This window comes from Micromonospora yasonensis (assembly GCF_026013475.1).
GTDB lineage: Bacteria > Actinomycetota > Actinomycetes > Mycobacteriales > Micromonosporaceae > Micromonospora > Micromonospora yasonensis.
Window position 1 is genome coordinate 1 of sequence record NZ_JAPDPH010000145.1, and the last position, 17914, is coordinate 17914.

Sequence of the window (17914 nt, forward strand, 5' to 3'; positions counted from 1 at the left end):
CACGTCGCCCCGCTGGTCGCCGCCCTGCGCCCGCGATCCGGCGGTGGCCTGGTCGCCGCTGTCGGGCGGGGCTTCGCACTGCTGCGAGACGACTCGGTGCAGCTGCTGCCCGAGATCTGGTCGGACCCGGCGGTCCGGATGAACGACGGCGCGTGCGATCCGCTCGGGCGCTTCTACTGCGGCTCGATGGCGTACGACGCCGCGCCGGGGCGCGCCGCGCTGCACCGGCTCAGCCCCGGCGGCGCGGTCGAGACCGTGCTCACCGGGCTCACCGTGTCCAACGGCCTGGCCTGGACCCGCGACGGTGGGACCGCCTGGTATGTCGACTCGGCCACGCACCGGATCGACGCCTTCGCGTTCGACCTGGCGACCGGCGAGCTGCACGACCGACGGCCGGTGGTGGCGGTGCCACCCGGCCTGGGCACGCCGGACGGGCTGTGCCTCGACGCCGAGGGCGCGGTCTGGGTCGCCCTGTGGGACGGGGGCGCCATCCACCGGTACACCCCGGACGGCCGGCTCACCACCGTGGTGGAGTTGCCGGTACGGCGCCCGACCGCATGCGCCTTCGGCGGCCCCGACCACGCCGACCTGTACATCACCACCTCCCGCCACGGCCTGTCGACCGACGACCGTTCTCCGGCGGGGGCACTGTTCCGGATCCGCCCCGAGGTGCCGGGGTTCCCCGACCACACCTTCGTGGGCTGACCGCCTCGGGCTGCCACCCGCTCGGCGGCTCCTCCTCCCGCCCGGGTGGGAGGAGGAGCCGCCGGGCGCCCGCGCGTCAGGCGACGTGCAGGTTGAGGTGGGCCAGCCGGCGGCCGTCGGCGGCCTTCATCACGAGGACGTAGGTGCCGGGCGCGCCGGCCGGGGTCGCCAGCACGGTGTGGATCCGATTCTGGTCGTCCGTCCTGAACTCCAGGTCCCGCTCGGTGCCGTCCGGTGCCACCTGCACCACGCTGGTGACGAGGCCCGCCGCCGGCGCGTCCGCCTGGTCGACCAGGGCGAACCGCACCGGCAACGCGCGGCCAGTCGTCACCGGCCCCGCCGTCGTCAGATCGACGACCTTGACCCCCCATTCGGGCGCCCCGGCGTCCGAGACGACGTAGTCCAGTCCGGCCCGGATCGGGAACCCGATCGCCCCGGTGACCGGGTTCTTCGTGAAGGCGACGTCGGCTCCGGTGGAGTCACGGACCACGATGTCGTCCGCCGACCACGAGGTGTTCTTGGCGGTGATCCGGCTCCGGGTGGTTCCGTCGCTCGCGGTGTAGGAGAGCGTGGCGCCCGGGGTGGCGACCGGGTAGACGCTGGCGCGTACCTCGCCGGCGGCGACGTTGTCGCCCGGGTCCCGGGCTCCGGGGTCGTGAACGAGGATGCCCGTGCCGCCGACGAAGGCCGGGATCTTGCCGAACGGCTGCGCGTAACCGGTCAGGGTGGTCGGGCCGGAGAACCGCTTGCCGGTCTCGATGTCCAACCACTCGCCGGCCGGCAGGTAGACGTCGCGGGCCATCGCCGTGTCCGTGTCGCTTCCGTACAGCGGGGCGACGAGCAGTGAGGGGCCGAGCATCCACTCGTACTGCTTGCGGGCCGCCGACGCCAGGTCCCGGACCCGGGGATCGTCGGGGAACGCCACCGGGAGGGGTGTGGCCGTCGACGGGAAGCCGGTCTCGTACGCGCTGACGGCCGCCGAGTAGATGTAGGGCTGGTACTCCGCGTGCCACTGTGCGGCCTTCAGGGCCGCCGCCACCAGGACGGGGTCGTTCATCCGCCACGGCTCGTTGCCGAAGGACATGGCCGGCGACATGGCGGCCATCATCGCGTTGCGGGTCAGGTACCGCTGCTTGGCGGTGTTCGTCTCCAGGTCACCGATGATGCGACCGCCGACGATGTCCGGATAGAAGTTGGGTTGACCGCTGGCCGCGTAGGCGAGCCCGTTCACCACCGTGCGGTCGCGGTCGCCCGGCCCCTGGTTGTAGTCGGTGTCGTTGATCCGCAGGATGGAGCCCGACACCGAGAACGCGCTGTTGCGCACCATCATGAGTGCGCCGTCGCCGTCGAGGCCCTCGTTGACCGGGTTCACCAGGGCGTTGTCGACGTACCGGTTCGCCGTGGCGTCGAACATGTGGTCTTCCTTGTAGCCGTCGGCTCCCCACTCCCGGCTGCGGGCCACGAACCACCGGACGGCCGCCTCGTTGTCCGGGTCGATCAGGTACATGGCCGTGTTGGGGAACGAGACCGGCTTGAACACTCGCGGCTTGCCGTTCGCGTCCTTGATGAAGTAGCCGCGTTCGATGCCCACGGCGGTGCCGTCGCCGTCGAGGGCCGGGTCGTAGGTGCCGCCGTCGGCGGGCAGCGCCCGGAAGGACTGACGCGCGCCCAGCAGCAGGCTGATCCCGTGGTCGTGGAAGAACTTCTTGTACGCGTCGGGGTCCGGGTACTTGGCGCCCCACAGGCCGAAGCTGGAGGTCGTGCCCTGGGCGCTGCCGGAACCGTACGGCCAGAACCCGGAGCCGGTCACGACCCAGCTGATCGGGAAGCCCTTGTCCAGGTAGGTCGTCACCGAGTCGACGATCGTCCGCTGGTTGGTGTGGTAACCGAGGGCGCCGTAGGACTCGTAGCCGACGCCAAAGAGCGGGTAGTCGGGCTTCGCGTCGGCGTAGCCGGCGCCTCGACGGACCTCGGCGTAGCGCCGGTAGATCGTCGGCATGTCCCCGAAGAAATAGTGCAGCCCCGACATGGCCGGGCCGTTGACCCCGAGCAGGGTCGCCGCGTCGTCGACCTCGACCGCCAACCGCCCGTTCGACAGCGCGACCTGAGCGAGCTTCCGCCCGGGAAACACGGTGAACGTGGAGACGAACCGCTGGTTCGTCGTGCCCGCACTGTTCTGCGCGTAGTAGTCGAGGTTCTTGATGCCGTAGACGTTCAGGTCGGTCCGGTATCCGCCGAGGTCGCCCAGGCCGTAGGCGGGGTTCATGCCGCCCGCGAGCCGGGCCCGGACACTGCCGGCGTCGGCATCGGCGGCGGTGACCCGCAGGTTCACGGAGTGGTCCGCCGGCACCACGGCGACGTCCGCGGTGCGTCCGTTGGAGAAGGTCACGGAGAACCGCACGCCCGAGCCGTCCGCGCCGGTGACGGTCGCCGCGACGGCGTCGCAGGCCGATCCGTCCGCCCCGGCCAGTTGCAGACCGGCCTCGGGGTGCGGGGCGGCGGCGCGCGCGCCGTCGACGTCGAAGCCGTAACGGAAGCCCCGCCGGTCGACCGACATCGCCCAGCCGTCCCCGGCCACCGAGACCATGGTTCCCTGCTGCGTCAGTCGGTAGCCGGGGAACCGCTGCTCCGACGCGTCGACGTCCGGTGCCCGGGTGTCGTCGGTGCCGCAGTCGGCGGTCGGTCCGCCGCCGTCGCCGCCCACCTCGACCAGCCGAACGGCGTTGGCCCGGGTGATGACGTTGAGGTTCGGTGTGGTTGCCGCCGGGCCTGCGGTGGCGGTGACCGTCAGGGTGAAGGTCTGGCCCCGGTCGAGGTAGGTGGACCCGATGGTGCGCCAGGCGTTGCCCCCGGTGGCCTGGTTGACCACGGTGGGCGTGTCCGGCCCGCCGGTCCAGGCGTACTCCGCCTTGGCGTTGTCGACGCTGGCCGCGTAGTAGACGGCGAGGTCGTACCGGGCGGAGGCGGGCGCCACGACGGTCCAGGTGGCCGTCGAGCCGGGTGTACGGCTGTAGCGGGACAGCGAGCCGCCGTATCCCGGATCGCGGGCGTTCGCCCAGGTTCCGGTCTCGGTGTAGGCACCGGGAGTGGACGGGGTGACGATCAGCGTCTCGGCGGCCGCGGCCGCGGCCGGGTCGGGCGGCGCGGCGACGGTCGCCAGCGGCGCCAGCAGCGCCGTGACGAGGGCGAGCAGGGTTCTGGATCTGGGACGAGCAGCCATCAACTGCACTCCATCCTGAAGCAGCGTCCGGGTGAGGTCAGACAGCTGGTGAGAGAGGGGGCCGTTCGGGCCACGGGGCGGAGCCGGCCGCGGCCAGGAAGGCCCGCGCCCGGCGGCGCAGCGCTGCCCAGTCGTTGGCGGCGATGTCCGTGGCGTTGACCAGGGAACCGCCCACCCCGACGGCGACCGCCCCCGCCGCGGCCCAGCCGTGCACCGACTCGGCGCTCACGCCCCCGGTGGGCACCAGCGGTACGTCCGGCAGCGGGGCGCACAGCTCGCGCAGGTACGCCGGGCCGCCGAGGCTGGCGGGGAAGAGCTTGACGAGGCTGGCGCCGGCCGACCAGGCGAGGTCGACCTCGGTCGGGGTGAGCGCGCCGCAGACGACGGGCAGGCCCGCCTCGGCGGCTTGGGTGAGCACCTCGGCGCGCGTGGTCGGCGTGACCAGGAACTGGGCGCCGGCGTCGCGCGCCCGCGTCACGTCCGCCGCGGTGCGTACGCTGCCGGCGCCGACGGCGCACGAGTCGTCGAGTTCGGCGCGCAGCGCCGCGACTGCGTCGAGCGCCCGCGGTGTGGTGAGGGTGACCTCGAGGGCGGGCAGCCCCGCGGTGGCCAGTTCCCGGGCGGTGCGGAGCACCGCGTCGGGGGCGGGCAACCGCACGATGGCGATCACCCGCGCCCCGCGCAGGGCGGTCACTTCGCCAGCGCCTGCATCTGCTCCCGCGCAGTGGTCAGGGCGTCCTTCGGCGACGCCTTGCCGACCAGCGCGGCCTGCACCTGGGTCGCGAGCGCCTGCTCGATCTGGGCGAACTGGGGGTAGGCCCAGAACGGGTCGGGCTCGGCGTTGGCGCCGATGGCGGTGGTGAAGGCGGTGACGAACGTGTCGGCCTGGACCTCGCCGGCGGCCAGGCCGGTGGTGGTGGCGGGCGGCAGGCCGGCCTTGGCGAACCACTCGCCGGTGTACTTAGGGTCGCTGGTGACGGTGGCGGCGAATTTCGCGGCGGCCGCCGCGCCGTTGCCCTGAACGACGGCGATGGCGTGGCCCCAGGCCAGGTTGCGGGGCTTGTCCCCGGCCGTACGGACCGGGCGGGCGATGGGCTGCAGTTTGTCCCCGAGCTGCTTGTCGGCTGCGGCCTTGGTGACGGCGCCGCGGCCGGCGACGGCGTCCTCGTAGAACCCGACCTTCCCCTGGGCGAAGAGGGCCCGGGCGTCGAACCGGTTCACGTCGGGCGCGATGAGTTTCTCGTCGTAGAGCTTCTTGTACCAGGTGAGCGCCGCGATGCTGGCGTCGTCGCCGACGACGATCTTCCCGTCCTGCACCACCGGCGAGCCGAAGGCCCACATCCAGGCGATGAAGTCCTTGAGCTGGTCCACCTTCGTCATGGCGGCCCAGGGCACGACGCCGCCGCCGAGGCCCTTGAGGGCCCGCAACGCCTGCTCGAATTCGTCGATCGTCTTGGGCGCGGCGGTGACACCGGCCTTGGTGAGCATTTCGGAGTTGCCGATCAGGCCGATCCCGGCGGTGGTCCAGGGCAGGCCGTACTGGGTGCCCTTGACCTTGGCCATGCCGAGCGCGGCCTCGGTGTAGCCGCCGCCGGCCTGCGCGCCGAGGTCGACCAGCTTGCCGGTGGCGGCCAGCGTGGCCAGCCAGGCGACGTCGACCTGCACGGCGCCGGTGAGCGTGCCGCCGCGGAGCTGCAACAGCACCTGGTTGAGGTAGTCGTTGTACGGGTACGACGCGGTAGTGATCTTCGCGCCGTTCGCCCCGGCGTAGGTGTCGAGCATCGCCTGGAGCGAGTCCTTGGTGGACGCCTCGTTCAGCGACCACCCGGTGAACGCGAAGTCCTTGGTGCCGTCGTCGCTCGCCGCGCCGGAGCCACCGGCCGAGCCGGTGGACGGGGCGCAGGCGGACAGGGCGCCGGCGGCGAGCAGGGCACCGCTGCCGGCGCCGAGCAGTTGGAGCAGGTTCCGGCGGGACAGGTGGGCGGTGCGGAGACTAGGTCGCGTTGACATCTGGAATCCCCTGTCGACTGTGTGGTGGTTCCCGGCCGACGGCCGGGCGGTGGTGAGTCAGCCCTTCACGGCGCCGCTGGTCAGGCCGGCGACGAGGTAGCGCTGGAGCACGATGAAGCCGATGACGACGGGCAGCGACACGACGAGCGACGCGGCCATGAGGTCGGGCCAGGCGGCCTGGAACTCGCCGAGGTAGGTGTTGACCAGCCCCGGTGGCAGCGTCTGCTTCTCGGGCCGGGCGAGGGTGAGCGCGAAGATGAAGTCGTTCCAGCCGCGGATGAACGCGAAGAGCCCCGTGGCGACGAGGCCGGGCAGGCTCACCGGCAGCAGGATGCGGTGGATGATGGCGCCCTGACCGGCACCGTCCACCTTGGCTGCCTCGATCAGCTCGTCGGGGATGGTGTCGAAGAACCCCTTGAGCATCCAGACGCACAGCGGGAGGGTGAACGTGGTGAACGACAGGACCAGTGCGAGGTAGGTGTTGAGCAGCCCGTAGGCGCTGAAGCCGCCGCCGAGGCGGTCCGGGTCACACTCGACGCCTGAGCGCCCGCACCGCGAGCGGGGCGAAGACGGCGAGGATACCGGCCGCCCAGAGCAGCGACTGCCCGACCGGGCCGGCGACCGGACCGGAGACCAGCAGACCGCGCAGCGCGTCGGCGAGGATGGTGACCGGGTTGACCTCGACCCAGCGCTGCAGCCAGGACGGCATGGTCTCGGTCGGCACGAACGCGTTGCTGGTGAAGGTGAGCGGGAAGATCACCATGAAGCCGAAGATCTGCACCTTGTCCGGCTCGCTCACCAGGACACCGACCAGCACCGAGATCCACGACGCGGCCAGCGAGAAGGCGAGCAGCAGGGCGAACGCGCCGACCAGCCCGGGCAGGCCGGCACCGAGCCGGAAGCCGAGGATCATGCCGATCCCCAGCAGCAGCACCAGGGACCAGGCCTGCTTCACCGTGTCGGCGACGATCCGCCCGGCCAGTGGCGCCCAGCGGGCGACGGGCAGCGCGCGCAGGCGGTCGAAGACCCCCTTGGTGAGGTCCTGGTTCAGCCCGAACCCGGTGGTCATGGTGGCGAAGAAGGCGTTCTGCACGATGATCCCGGGCAACGCGAACTTCAGGTAGTCACCCGGGGAGCCCGAGATCGCGCCGCCGAAGACGTACGTGAAGAGCAGCACGAACATCACCGGCTGGATGCTCAGGTCGAGCAGCTCCATCGGGTTGTGCTTGATCTGCACCAGGCTGCGCCAGGCCAGCGTGAGGGTGTGCCGCAGCCCGGCGGCGAGACTGGGCCGGCGGGCCGGTGCCGGCGGGGCCCCGGTGAGGGTGGCGGCGGTCATGCGGGGATCCTTTCCAGGTCGGCGTCGGCGGCGACGTCCTGCTCGGCGCGGTGGCCGGTGAGGGAGAGGAAGACCTCGTCCAGGCTGGAGCCGCGCAGAGCCAGCTCAGCCACGGTCACCTCGGCCGCGTCGAGCCGACGGACCACGGCGGGCAGCGCCCTCGGGTCGTTGACCGGCACCGAGACGGTGTGCTGTGCGATCTCGGGGGCCGCCCCGGTGACCTCGGCCGCGATGGCGGCCACGGTCGGCAGGTCGGCCGGGTCGGTCGGCCGGACGGCGAGCACCTGCCCGCCGGTGCGGGTCTTCAGCTCCTCCGGGGTGCCCTGGGCGATGACCCGGCCGTGGTCGACCACGGCGATCTCGCCGGCGAGCTGGTCGGCCTCCTCCAGGTACTGCGTGGTCAGCAGCACGGTCACCCCGTCGGCGACCAAGCCGCGGACGATGTCCCAGAGCTCGTTGCGGCTGCGCGGGTCGAGCCCGGTGGTCGGCTCGTCGAGGAAGAGCACCTGCGGCCGGCCGACCAGGCTGGCGGCCAGGTCGAGGCGGCGGCGCATGCCGCCGGAGTAGGTCTTGGCGGCCCGCTCGGCGGCGTCGGAGAGCTGGAAGTCGGCGAGCAGCTGCCGGGCGCGGCCTCGGGCGTCGGCCCGGGACAGCCCGAGCAGCCGGCCGATGAGCAGCAGGTTCTCGGTGCCGGTGAGGTTCTCGTCGACCGAGGCGTACTGGCCGGTGAGGCCGATCAGCTGGCGCACCCGGTGGGCGTCGCGGCGGACGTCGTACCCGCCGACGGTGGCGTGCCCCTCGTCGGCCGCGAGCAGGGTGGCCAGCACCCGGACCGCGGTCGTCTTGCCCGCCCCGTTCGGCCCGAGCAGCCCGAACACCGCCCCGGTGGGGACGGCCAGGTCCACGCCGGCCAGGGCGGTGGTCGCGCCGAAGCGGCGGACCAGGCCCTCCGCACGGATCGCGTATGTCATCGGAACTCCCGTCGTTCTCGCTGGTCACCCCACCTTGAGCGACGGCGCTGACGTTACGGCGACGGGCGCTGACATTCCGCTGATTTTGCTGTTGACAGAAAAGCCGTGACCGCCGTCGCCGGTCACCCCGCGCGCGGCGGTCGCAGGCGGCGTGGTCAGGCCAGGTTCGACGAGCGGGGGTACGCGTCGGCCGGATCGGTCAGCACATTGACCAGGTACGGCACGCCGGCGTCGAAGGCGCGGGCCAGGGCCGGCCCGAGGTCGGTGGCCTTCTCCACCGTCTCGCCCGCCCCGCCGAGCGCCTCGACCACCTTGTCGTAGCGCAGGCCGGGCTGGAGGTCGGCGGCCACGTCGTAGCCGTACATGGCCCGCATCGGGTGCTTCTCCAGGCCCCAGATGCCGTTGTTGCCGACCACGATCACCACCGGGAGCTGCTGGCGGACCAGGGACTCCACGTCCATCAGCGAGAAGCCGGCCGCGCCGTCGCCCATCAGCACGCAGATCTGCCGGTCGGGGTGGCTGACCCGGGCCCCCATCGCGTAGCCCATGCCGGTGCCGAGGCAGCCGTACGGGCCTGGGTCGAGCCAGGTGCCGGGCTGCGCCGGCTCCAGGTACCTGCCGGCGTACGAGACGAAGTCGCCGCCGTCGCCGATGGTGATCGCGTCGGCGGCGAGCACCTTGCGCAGCTCGCCGTAGACCCGGGCCGGGCGGATCGGGTCGGTCTCGGCGGCCATCTCCTCGGCGTCGCGGGCCTTCGCGGCGTCCTCGGCGGTACGCAGCTCGGCGATCCAGTCGGCGTGGTCGGCCCGGTCGCCGGGGTGCTCGGCGAACGCGGTGAGGATCAGGCGCAGGTCGCCGGCGGGGCTGGCGGCCGGCTGGACGTGCCCGGCGCGCTGGCTGGGCGCGTCGACGACGTGCACGACCGTGGCGTCGCCGAAGTCGCCGAAGGCGAGCCGGAAGTCGAGCGGGGTGCCGACCACCACGACCACGTCGGCGCCCTTGAGGGCGACCCGGCGGGCCTTGGCGAAGGCGAGCGGGTGTTCGGGCGGCAGCGCCCCGCGGCCCATGCCGTTGGTGAAGACCGGCACCTGGAGGGACTCGGCGGCGGCGCGCAGGGCGTCGACCGCGTCGCCCGCGTACACGTCGGAGCCGGCGATGATCACCGGCCGGGACGCGCCGGCGATCAGGCCGGCGGCCTTCGCGACCTCGTCCGGGTCGGCCTCGAGCGGGGCGGGCGGGGTGACCGCCGGTAGGTCGGCGTCGCCGACGGAGAAGACCGCCTCCAGGGGAAAGTCGAGGAAGGCCGGGCCGCGGTGCGGGGTGAGCGCCGCGGTGAGGGCGGCGGTGACCGCGCGCGGGATGTCGTCGGCGCTGAACACCGTCTCGGCGTGCTTGGTGACCGGAGCCACCAGGGGCAGGTGGTCCATCTCCTGGAGGCTGCCGGAGCCCCAGCGGAACTGCGGGGCCCGCCCGCCGAGCACCAGCACCGGCGAGGCGTTGAAGAAGGCGCTGGTCAGACCGGAGACGCCGTTGGTGACGCCGGGGCCGGCGGTGAGCACGGCCAGGCCGGGGCGGCGCTGGAGCTTGGCCACCGCCTCGGCGGCGAAGACGGCGGACTGCTCGTGCCGGACGTCGTAGAGCGGGAAGCCGGCCTTGTGCGCGGCGTCGTAGAGCGGGAAGACGTGCCCGCCGGAGAGGGTGAACATCTCCCGTACGCCGTGCGCGCGCAGCGCCGCCAGCGCCAGTTCGCCGCCGTGCCCCTCGACTCGTTCCGTCATCGCCGCTCCCCTTGGTTGCCGGACCGGAGTCACACGCTACTGGCCGGTAGGCCAGATGTGAACCACTCTCGGGCCGGCGCCGGGTGGGCCGCCGACCCGGGAGCGCGGCTCAGCGGCCGGTGAAGCCCGGCTTGCGCTTCTCGACGAACGCGGCCATGCCCTCGCGCCGGTCGTCCGTGGCGAACAGCGCCGCGAAGAGCTGGCTCTCCCAGGCCAGACCGGAGTTGAGGTCCATGTCCAGGCCACCGTCGACGGCCGCCTTGGCTGCCCGCAGGGCCTGCACCGGGCCGGTCAGGAACGGCTTCACGTAGGCGACCGCGGCGTCGTAGACCTCGGCGGCCGGGACCACCTGGTCGGCCAGGCCGATCCGCAGCGCCTCCGCCGCGTCGATCATCCGGCCGGTCATGATCAGATCCTTGGCCCGGGCCGGGCCGACCAGGCGGGCCAGCCGCTGGGTGCCACCGGCACCGGGGATGATGCCGAGCTTGATCTCCGGCTGGCCGAGCTTGGCGTCCTCGGCCACGATCCGCCAGTCACACGCGAGGGCCAGCTCGCAGCCGCCGCCGAGGGCGTACCCGGTGATGGCGGCGACCACCGGCTTGGGGATCCGGGCGATCGCGCCGAGCGCGCTGGACAGATCGGCGGCCCGTTCGGCCATGTCCACGTAGGACATGTCGGCCATCTCCTTGATGTCCGCGCCGGCTGCGAAGACCTTCTCCCCGCCGTACACGATGACCGCACGGACCTCGGCGTCGGCGGTGGCCGCCGCGGCGGCGGCGCGCAACTCCTCCTGCACCTGGGTGTTGAGCGCGTTCATCGGCGGCCGCTCCAGCCGGATGGTGCCGATGCCGTCCTTCACTTCCAGCCTGACGAACTCGCCCACGCTGCCCTCACTTCCTCGTCGAAGTCGCGTGCCAACCTTACGGCTCGGCTCGTTGGGGTAGACAGTGTGGCATCCGCCCCGACACCCGGAGTGAGGCCATGATCACCTACTACGACGACCGGTCGGTGCAGGTCACCTCCACCGCCCTGCGGGTGGACGGGCGCACGTACCCGCTCGCCGAACTGGGCATGGTCTGGCACCGGCGGGGCAGCCGCTCCTGGCGGGTGCTCGCCGGCCGGGGCGCGATCGGCGCGGCCCTGGCCGGGCCGTTGGTGGCCGCCGGGCTCGGCCTCGCGCTCGCGCTCTGGCTGCACCGCTCCCCCACCGTCACGGTCGCCATCGTCGGCGTGTCCGTGCTGGTCGGCCTCGGCGTCGGGCCGCTCGCCGACGTGCTCTTCGAGCACCTCGACCGGTCGTACGCCCGGGGCAGCCGGCAGTTGGAGATGTGGGCGCGCTGGCGCGGCCAGCCGGTACGGCTGCTGCGCACCGGGGACGCGCTGCGCTTCGGGCAGATCTACCGGGCCGTGCAGCGGGCGATGGAGACCGCACCGCCGGTGCGACGTCAGAACGTGATCGGCTCGTCCGGCAGCAGCCCCAGGCCGCGCAGCAGGCCGTAGGTGTCCTGCTCGCCCCAGAACTGCACGATCCGCCCGCCGGCCAGCCGGTACATCTTGCAGGCACTCTGCACCGTGGTGGCCCCGGTCGCGTCGCGCCGGTAGGTCTGCGCCATCGAGACCACCACCCGGTCCTCGGCCGCGAAGATCTCCAGGATCTCCTGGTCGAGCACAGTGAGCCCGGGCGAGGAAACGGCCCCCTCCGGATAGCGCCGTCCGCGCACCGCCGTGCCGGACCCGTAGATCTCCACGTCCTCGGCGACCACCTCGGCCAGCTCGGCCAGGTCCTGGGTGACGAAGGTCCGCAGGTACCGCCGGACCACCTGGACGTTGCGCTCCTGCTCGGTCATGGCCGTCTCGGCCCCGCTCCGGTCCGCCATGCCCGCGACGCTACCCGCGCGGCACCCTGTGCGCCGCCCCGAGACGGCATCGCGCTAGCGACATTCGGGGGGCCGGCCGGGGAGGGTGATGTCGCAAACGACTCAGCTCGAAAGGCGGTGGAAACACTCCCGCTCCCCACCGGAGGGCGAGGCCGAACGGCCGCCGTCGCGCGGGCCCGGCGACACCGGTCGGGCTTGAGTCCGGGTGGTTAAGCTGAATGATGACGCTCTATTACCGGGACGACGCGGTGCAGGTCACCTCGGAGGCCATCCATGCTGGCGGGCACGTCGTCAGGCTCGCCGACGTCACGTACGTCTGGCACGCGCGCGGCGCGACCACGCTGGCCGTTCGCGGGCGGGTCCTCGGCCGGGGCGTACTGGTCCTGCTCCTCTCGCTGCCACCGCTGGTGGCCCTGGTCTGCGTGCTCTCACTGGCCTGGGCGGCGCAGGACCGGGGCAACTGGAAGCTGGCGCTCATCATCCTCGGCGCCTTCGTGGCGGTCGGGCTGGCCCTGACCCCGTTCCTGGAACTGCCGCTCGGCTGGCTGGACCGTTCCTACGAGCGGGGCAGCCGGGTGCACGAGCTGTGGGTGCAGCACCACGGGCGGGAGGTGATGCTGCTACGCACGCCCGACGCCCTGCGGTTCGGGCAGATCTACCGGGCCGTGCAGCGGGCCGTCGAGAAGCAGGACCGGTGAGCATCGCCGCTGGCGGCGGTCCGTGAGGTCGCGGTGATCAGCACCGCTGCCACTGCGGCGATCAACACGGCCAGCGAGGTCGCCGCGGCCGCCGCCGTGGTGGTCGGGGAGGCCGACGCGGTGGCCGGCCGGGCCGCCGGCACCGTGGTCGTCGCCGAACGGGCGGCCGGCACCGCAGCCGAGTTGCTGGCGGCGTACGAGCCGACGCTGCGCCGGGCCGCGCCGATGGCGGCCCGGTTCGTCGAGCAGCTCAGCCAGGAGGAGATCACCGCCGCGATCCGGCTGGTCGACGAGCTGCCGAAGCTCAAGGAGCACCTGACCTCGGACGTGCTGCCCATCCTGGCCACCCTGGACCGGGTCGGCCCGGACCTGCACGACCTGCTCGCGGTCACCCGGGATCTCAAGCTGGCCGTCGCCGGCATCCCCGGCCTCGGCATGCTTCGCCGCCGGGGCGAGCGGCTCGCCGACGACCCGGGCGAGCAGGACGCCGCGGTGAACTGACCGGCTGGGTGGCCGGACCGGCTCAGCAGTCGCAGGACACCGCCGCCCGCGGCGCGGTCAGCTCGTCCACCGGACGACGGGCCGTACCGGCCGGGGTGACCACCGGCAGCCCCTCCCGGGCCCAGTACTCGAAGCCGCCGATCATCTCCTTGACCGGCCAGCCGAGCCGGGCGAACTCCAGCGCGGCCCGGGTCGCCCCGTTGCAGCCCGGCCCCCAGCAGTACGTCACGACGGTCGACCCGGCCGGCACAAGCTCGGCCGCCCGGGTGGCGATCTCGGCGGTGGGCAGGTGCAGCGCGCCCGGCAGGTGGCCCTGCCGCCAGGCCGCGTCGCCCCGGGAGTCGACCACGACCAGCCCCGGCGTGCCCGCCTCGAGGGCGGCGTGCACGTCGCTGACGTCGGTCTCGAAGCTGAGTCGGGCGCGGAAGTGGGCGGCGGCGGCCGTCGGGTCGGCCGGCGGTACGGAGAACGTCATGCCCCGATCCTGGGCCGCGCGGGGCACCGGCGGGAGTGGCGTGATCGCCAGCCTTCGCTAACATCCCGCCATGGCTCCCGTCGACCGGACCGTGGCGGTACTCGCCTACCCGGGGATGTCGGTGTTCGAGACCGGCATCGTCACCGAGGTGTTCGGGCTGCCCCGGCCGGAGCTGGGCGTCGACTGGTACCGGCTCACCGTCTGCGCGGAGCGGCCCGGGCCGGTGCCGGTGGTCGGCGGCGCCGCCCTGCACACCCCGTACGGCCTGGCGGCGCTGGTCGAAGCGGGCACCGTGATCCTGCCCGGGGTGCCGGACGTGACCGCCGACCCGTCGCCGGACCTGGTGGCCGCGCTGCGCCGGGCGCACCACCGGGGCGCCCGGCTGATGTCGATCTGCTCCGGCGCGTTCGCCCTGGCCGGCGCGGGCCTGCTCGACGGACGACGGGCCACCACCCACTGGCGGTACGCGGACCTGCTGGCCCGCCGGCACCCGGCGGTCACCGTCGACCCGGACGTGCTCTACCTCGACGACGGGGACATCCTGACCAGCGCGGGCAGCGCCGCCGGGCTGGACCTCTGCGTACACGTGGTGCGCCGCGACTTCGGTGCGGCGGTGGCCAACGCGGTCGCCCGCCGGCTGGTTGTCCCTCCGCACCGGGACGGTGGGCAGGCCCAGTTCATCGAGGCACCGGTCGGCGTAGACCCGGACGACGACCGGATCGCGGCCAGCATGGCCTGGGCGGTACGGCACCTCGCCGAGCCGCTGACCGTGGCGGTGCTGGCCCGGCAGGCGCACCTGTCGACCCGCAGCTACCTGCGGCACTTCGCCCGGGCCACCGGCACCAGCCCGATCCGCTGGCTCATCGACCAGCGGGTCCGGGCCAGCCTGGCCCTGCTGGAGACGACCGACGCGCCGGTCGCGGAGATCGCGGCGGCGGTCGGCTTCGACAGTCCGGTCACCTACCGGCACCACTTCGGCCGGGCGATGCGGACCTCGCCGTCGACCTACCGGCGGGCGTTCCGGGCCGGTGCCGCCTGAGCCGGTCAGGCCGGGGTGTAGAGCTCGTCGATCTCGATCCGGCGGGGCAGCGCCACCGAGGCGCCGAGCCGGCGTACGCAGGCCGCCCCGGCCGCCGCCGCCCAGCGCACCGCGTCAACCAGCTCACGCCCCTCGCCCCAGGCCACGGCGAGGGCGGCGGTGAACGCGTCTCCGGCGGCGGTGGAGTCCACCACGTCGACCTTCACCGCCGGGACGTGCACCACCGTGCCGTCCCGGTCGACGTACCAGGCGCCGTCGGCGCCGAGGGTGAGCACCGCCCGGGGCACCCGCTCCAGCAGTGCCGTCGGCTCGTCCCGGCCCCGCCCGGTCAGCGCCTGCGCCTCGGTCTCGTTGACCACGAGCAGGTCCACCGCGGCGAGCAGTTCCGCCGGCACCGGCCGGGCCGGCGCTGCGTTGAGCACCACCCGGGTGCCGGCCGCCCGGGCCGCCACCGCCGCCTCGGTCACCGTTTCGACCGGCACCTCCAGCTGCGCGACCAGCACGTCCGCCTCGCGTACGGCGTGCAGCTCGCCCTCGGTGAGGCCGGTGAACGCGCTGTTGGCGCCGGGGGTGACCAGGATGGCGTTCTCCCCCGCCCCGCCGACCATGACCAGGGCGACGCCGGACGCGCCGTACACCACCCGGAGGTGGTCGGCGTTCACGCCGGCCGCGGTGATCCGGGCCTTGAGGGTGACGCCGAAGGCGTCCGAGCCGATCGCGCCGAGGAAGACGCAGGACGCGCCGGCGCGGACCGCGGCGATGGCCTGGTTGGCGCCCTTGCCGCCGGGCAGCATCACGAAGTCGCTGCCGAGCACGGTTTCCCCGCGACGGGGCAGCGCGGCGGCCGTGCCGACCAGGTCCATGTTGGCGCTGCCCACCACGGCGACCCGGGTCTGCTGCACGTGGTCCTCTCGACGGTCAGGCGGCGCGGGCGGTCCAGCGGTCGCCGGACCGCTCGACGATCAGGGGCAGGCCGAAGGTCTTCGACAGGTTGTCGGCGGTGAGCGTGTCGGCGAGCAGACCCTGGGCCACCACGCCGCCCTCGCGCAGCAGCAGCGCGTGGGTGAAGCCGGGCGGGATCTCCTCGACGTGGTGGGTGACCAGCACCATGGCCGGCGCGTCGGGGTCGTACGCCAGCTCGGCGAGCCGGGCGACCAGGTCCTCGCGCCCACCGAGGTCGAGCCCGGCGGCGGGCTCGTCGAGCAGGAGCAGCTCCGGGTCGGTCATCAGGGCCCGGGCGATCTGCACCCGCTTGCGCTCGCCCTCCGACAGCGTGCCGTACGCCCGCTCGGCGAGGTGGCCGATGCCGAGCTGGCCGAGCAACGCGTGGGCCCGGGCCTCGTCGCTGCGGTCGTAGCTCTCCCGCCAGCGGCCGACCACCGCCCAGGCGGCGGTGACGACGACGTCCGCCACCCGCTCGTCGGCGGGGATGCGCTCGGCGAGGGTCGCGGTAGACAGGCCGATCCTCATCCGCAGCTCGTTGACGTCGGTACGGCCGATCTGCTCGCCGAGGACGTGTGCGGTGCCGGTGGTCGGGTGCAGCCGGCCGCCGGCCAGGTTGAGCAGCGTGGTCTTGCCGGCGCCGTTCGGGCCGAGCACCACCCAGCGTTCGTCCAGCTCGACCCGCCAGTCGACGTCGTGCACCAGCGCGGTGCCGGAGCGCTTGACGCCCACTCCGTCGAGGCTGACCACCAGATCCAGGTCATCAGTCACCGGTCCATCCAACCACGCACCCCGCGCGCTGCCCCCCACGGGCGGCGTCGCCGCCATAGGGTGGGGCGCCGTGTCGTTGGTCACCACACCGGAAGGACGCCGCATGCCCGACCGTGCCGAGGAGCCGCGCGGATGAGCGCGGTCATTGAGATCGCGGGTCTCCGTAAGACGTTTCACACGCTGCGCCAGGGGCGGCGGGTCGCCGTCGACGGCTTCGACCTGTTGGTCGAGTCCGGGCAGGTGCACGGCTTCCTCGGGCCGAACGGCTCGGGCAAGACCACCACGCTGCGCGCCCTGCTCGGGCTGGTCGGGGCCGACGGCGGGCGGATGAGCGTGCTCGGTGCCGAGTCCCCCGACCGCCTGCCGGAGGTCGCCGGGCGGGTCGGCGCGATCGTGGAGAGCCCGCAGTTCTTCGCCAACTTCACCGGCCGGCGGACGCTGCGGCTGTTGGCGCTGGCCGGGGGCGTGCCCACCACCCGGGTCGACGAGGTGCTGGAGCTGGTCGGCCTGCGGGACCGGGGCGACGAGCGGGTCAAGGGCTACTCGCTGGGCATGAAGCAGCGGCTGGCGGTCGCGTCGGCGCTACTCAAGAGCCCGGAGCTGCTGATCCTCGACGAACCGGCGAACGGCTTGGACCCGGCCGGCATCCGGGAGATGCGGGACCTGATGGGGTCGCTCGCCGCGGCCGGGGTGACCGTGCTGCTCTCCAGCCACATCCTGGCCGAGATCCAGCTCATCTGCGACCACGTGACGATCATCAGCCGGGGCCGGCGGGTGGCGCACGGCCGGGTGGACGAGGTGCTCGCCGGTTTCGACCAGCACGAGTGGCGGGTCCGGGTGGCCGAGCCGGAACGCGCCGAGCAGCTGCTGGGTCAGGTCGGCGTGGCGGTCACCGCCCACCCCGACCACCTGGTGGTCGCCGGGGTCGCCGACCCGGAGCTGATCAGCCGCACGCTGGGCGAACAGGGCCTGTGGGTACGCGAGCTGGTCCCGCTCCGGCCGGACCTGGAGAGCGTCTTCCTGGAGCTGACCGGCGACGCCCCGCACCCGGCGCTGCCCCGGCAGGTGGACGGCGCGGAGGGGCCCGACATGGTGATCGATCTCGACGTGCGGGAGAGCCGGGAGGTGGACGCGTGAACCTGGTCCGTGCCGAGGTGGAGCGGCTGGCCGCCCGCCGGTTCGTGCAGCTGATGGTGGTGCTGCTGCTGGTCGCCTTCGCGGTGACCGTGGCGACCACGCTGGCCGGCTCGCACCGGCCGTCCGCCGAGGAGTTGAGCCGGGCCCGGGCACAGGCCGCCGAGGAGGTGGCCAGCCGCGAGGCGGACCACACCCGCTGCCTGCGGATCAAGGCCGGCGAGATCACCCCGGACGAGAACGACTACGTTCCCCGCGACTGCGCGGAACTCGACCCGGCCCTGCGCAAGGAGCCGATCACCGCGGCGAACTACCTGAGCGGGGTCTTCGTCTTCGCCCAGAAGGCCAAGCCACTGCTCTACTTCCTCGTCGCGTTCCTGGTGCTGTTCGGGTTCCTGGTCGGCGCCTCCTACATCGGGGCCGACCTCAACTCGGGCGGGGTGGTCAACCTGCT

18 protein-coding genes and 1 pseudogene are annotated in these 17914 nt (G+C 73.3%); 7 read left to right on the forward strand and 12 right to left on the reverse strand.

Features of this window, described 5'->3' with window-relative positions:
* A partial coding sequence (locus ONA70_RS24720) for an SMP-30/gluconolactonase/LRE family protein (RefSeq protein WP_265008872.1) occupies nucleotides 1–705 on the forward strand: 705 nt, incomplete at its 5' end.
* Between the two features lie 76 nt (nucleotides 706–781).
* On the opposite strand, the gene ONA70_RS24725 is transcribed toward ONA70_RS24720, so the two are convergent.
* The 8 genes from ONA70_RS24725 to ONA70_RS24760 all read right to left on the reverse strand — a co-directional run bounded on the left by ONA70_RS24725 (nucleotide 782) and on the right by ONA70_RS24760 (nucleotide 10906).
* Nucleotides 782–3925 carry a golvesin C-terminal-like domain-containing protein gene (locus ONA70_RS24725; RefSeq protein ID WP_265008873.1) on the reverse strand — a complete coding sequence of 1048 codons (3144 nt, stop codon included), beginning with the start codon at nucleotides 3923–3925 and terminating at the stop codon, nucleotides 782–784.
* A 37-nt stretch (nucleotides 3926–3962) separates the two neighbouring features.
* On the reverse strand, nucleotides 3963–4619 hold the full coding sequence (locus tag ONA70_RS24730; RefSeq protein ID WP_265008874.1) for a bifunctional 4-hydroxy-2-oxoglutarate aldolase/2-dehydro-3-deoxy-phosphogluconate aldolase: 657 nt from the start codon (nucleotides 4617–4619) through the stop codon (nucleotides 3963–3965).
* A complete protein-coding gene (locus ONA70_RS24735) occupies nucleotides 4616–5935 on the reverse strand; it encodes an ABC transporter substrate-binding protein (RefSeq protein WP_265008875.1) in 1320 nt (439 codons plus the stop codon). Before ONA70_RS24735 ends, ONA70_RS24730 begins: the two co-directional genes overlap by 4 nt.
* Before the next feature lie 57 nt (nucleotides 5936–5992).
* Nucleotides 5993–6424, reverse strand: a complete 432-nt coding sequence (locus ONA70_RS24740; RefSeq protein ID WP_265008887.1) for a carbohydrate ABC transporter permease — start codon at nucleotides 6422–6424, stop codon at nucleotides 5993–5995.
* Between the two features lie 37 nt (nucleotides 6425–6461).
* Complete coding sequence (locus ONA70_RS24745) at nucleotides 6462–7274, reverse strand: ABC transporter permease (RefSeq protein WP_265008876.1); 813 nt, start codon at nucleotides 7272–7274, stop codon at nucleotides 6462–6464.
* The gene (locus ONA70_RS24750) at nucleotides 7271–8245 is read right to left on the reverse strand and encodes an ATP-binding cassette domain-containing protein (protein WP_265008877.1); all 975 of its coding nucleotides are present in this window, start codon (nucleotides 8243–8245) and stop codon (nucleotides 7271–7273) included. The genes ONA70_RS24745 and ONA70_RS24750 overlap by 4 nt, the downstream gene beginning before the upstream one ends.
* Nucleotides 8246–8400: 155 nt before the next feature.
* Nucleotides 8401–10023 carry an acetolactate synthase gene (locus ONA70_RS24755; protein ID WP_265008878.1) on the reverse strand — a complete coding sequence of 541 codons (1623 nt, stop codon included), beginning with the start codon at nucleotides 10021–10023 and terminating at the stop codon, nucleotides 8401–8403.
* Nucleotides 10024–10132: 109 nt separating this feature from the next.
* A complete protein-coding gene (locus ONA70_RS24760; RefSeq protein WP_265008879.1) occupies nucleotides 10133–10906 on the reverse strand; it encodes an enoyl-CoA hydratase/isomerase family protein in 774 nt (257 codons plus the stop codon).
* 98 nt (nucleotides 10907–11004) lie between these two features.
* On the opposite strand from ONA70_RS24760, the gene ONA70_RS24765 reads away from it, so the two are divergent.
* A complete protein-coding gene (locus tag ONA70_RS24765) occupies nucleotides 11005–11523 on the forward strand; it encodes a DUF6232 family protein (protein ID WP_265008880.1) in 519 nt (172 codons plus the stop codon).
* Here ONA70_RS24765 and ONA70_RS24770 read toward each other — a convergent pair.
* Complete coding sequence (locus ONA70_RS24770) at nucleotides 11469–11900, reverse strand: nuclear transport factor 2 family protein (protein WP_265008881.1); 432 nt, start codon at nucleotides 11898–11900, stop codon at nucleotides 11469–11471. The two genes, ONA70_RS24765 and ONA70_RS24770, sit on opposite strands and share 55 nt — an antisense overlap.
* A 221-nt stretch (nucleotides 11901–12121) precedes the next feature.
* On the opposite strand from ONA70_RS24770, the gene ONA70_RS24775 reads away from it, so the two are divergent.
* Both ONA70_RS24775 and ONA70_RS24780 read left to right on the forward strand, forming a co-directional pair.
* A complete protein-coding gene (locus tag ONA70_RS24775; RefSeq protein WP_265008888.1) occupies nucleotides 12122–12598 on the forward strand; it encodes a DUF6232 family protein in 477 nt (158 codons plus the stop codon).
* 33 nt (nucleotides 12599–12631) lie between these two features.
* Nucleotides 12632–13099 carry a hypothetical protein gene (locus ONA70_RS24780; RefSeq protein ID WP_265008882.1) on the forward strand — a complete coding sequence of 156 codons (468 nt, stop codon included), beginning with the start codon at nucleotides 12632–12634 and terminating at the stop codon, nucleotides 13097–13099.
* A gap of 22 nt (nucleotides 13100–13121) precedes the next feature.
* Here ONA70_RS24780 and ONA70_RS24785 read toward each other — a convergent pair whose 3' ends face one another.
* A complete protein-coding gene (locus ONA70_RS24785; RefSeq protein ID WP_265008883.1) occupies nucleotides 13122–13574 on the reverse strand; it encodes a rhodanese-like domain-containing protein in 453 nt (150 codons plus the stop codon).
* A gap of 70 nt (nucleotides 13575–13644) precedes the next feature.
* On the opposite strand from ONA70_RS24785, the gene ONA70_RS24790 reads away from it, so the two are divergent.
* Entirely contained in the window at nucleotides 13645–14613 is a 969-nt protein-coding gene (locus tag ONA70_RS24790; RefSeq protein WP_265008884.1) for a helix-turn-helix domain-containing protein, read from the forward strand.
* A 5-nt stretch (nucleotides 14614–14618) separates the two neighbouring features.
* Here the strand turns inward: ONA70_RS24790 and ONA70_RS24795 are convergent, their stop codons facing one another.
* Both ONA70_RS24795 and ONA70_RS24800 read right to left on the reverse strand, forming a co-directional pair.
* Nucleotides 14619–15515, reverse strand: coding sequence for a ribokinase (locus ONA70_RS24795; protein WP_265008885.1), 897 nt, complete (start codon nucleotides 15513–15515; stop codon nucleotides 14619–14621).
* A gap of 16 nt (nucleotides 15516–15531) precedes the next feature.
* Entirely contained in the window at nucleotides 15532–16383 is an 852-nt protein-coding gene (locus tag ONA70_RS24800; protein WP_265008889.1) for an ABC transporter ATP-binding protein, read from the reverse strand.
* A gap of 75 nt (nucleotides 16384–16458) precedes the next feature.
* On the opposite strand from ONA70_RS24800, the gene ONA70_RS24805 reads away from it, so the two are divergent.
* Both ONA70_RS24805 and ONA70_RS24810 read left to right on the forward strand, forming a co-directional pair.
* The gene (locus ONA70_RS24805; RefSeq protein WP_265008886.1) at nucleotides 16459–17463 is read left to right on the forward strand and encodes an ATP-binding cassette domain-containing protein; all 1005 of its coding nucleotides are present in this window, start codon (nucleotides 16459–16461) and stop codon (nucleotides 17461–17463) included.
* Nucleotides 17460–17914, forward strand: a pseudogene (locus tag ONA70_RS24810) (ABC transporter permease subunit); the annotation flags it as partial. The gene ONA70_RS24805 and the pseudogene ONA70_RS24810, both read left to right, overlap by 4 nt.

Bases quoted from the DNA above. Each gene is read 5' to 3' on its own strand.
- ONA70_RS24790 (WP_265008884.1), top strand. From the start codon at position 13,645: ATGGCTCCCGTCGACCGGACCGTGGCGGTACTCGCCTACCCGGGGATG.
- ONA70_RS24770 (WP_265008881.1), bottom strand. From the start codon at position 11,900: ATGGCGGACCGGAGCGGGGCCGAGACGGCCATGACCGAGCAGGAGCGC.
- ONA70_RS24775 (WP_265008888.1), top strand. From the start codon at position 12,122: ATGACGCTCTATTACCGGGACGACGCGGTGCAGGTCACCTCGGAGGCC.
- ONA70_RS24735 (WP_265008875.1), bottom strand. From the start codon at position 5,935: ATGTCAACGCGACCTAGTCTCCGCACCGCCCACCTGTCCCGCCGGAAC.
- ONA70_RS24765 (WP_265008880.1), top strand. From the start codon at position 11,005: ATGATCACCTACTACGACGACCGGTCGGTGCAGGTCACCTCCACCGCC.
- ONA70_RS24725 (WP_265008873.1), bottom strand. From the start codon at position 3,925: ATGGCTGCTCGTCCCAGATCCAGAACCCTGCTCGCCCTCGTCACGGCG.
- ONA70_RS24800 (WP_265008889.1), bottom strand. From the start codon at position 16,383: ATGGCGGCGACGCCGCCCGTGGGGGGCAGCGCGCGGGGTGCGTGGTTG.
- ONA70_RS24750 (WP_265008877.1), bottom strand. From the start codon at position 8,245: ATGACATACGCGATCCGTGCGGAGGGCCTGGTCCGCCGCTTCGGCGCG.
- ONA70_RS24755 (WP_265008878.1), bottom strand. From the start codon at position 10,023: ATGACGGAACGAGTCGAGGGGCACGGCGGCGAACTGGCGCTGGCGGCG.
- ONA70_RS24785 (WP_265008883.1), bottom strand. From the start codon at position 13,574: ATGACGTTCTCCGTACCGCCGGCCGACCCGACGGCCGCCGCCGCCCAC.
- ONA70_RS24745 (WP_265008876.1), bottom strand. From the start codon at position 7,274: ATGACCGCCGCCACCCTCACCGGGGCCCCGCCGGCACCGGCCCGCCGG.
- ONA70_RS24805 (WP_265008886.1), top strand. From the start codon at position 16,459: ATGAGCGCGGTCATTGAGATCGCGGGTCTCCGTAAGACGTTTCACACG.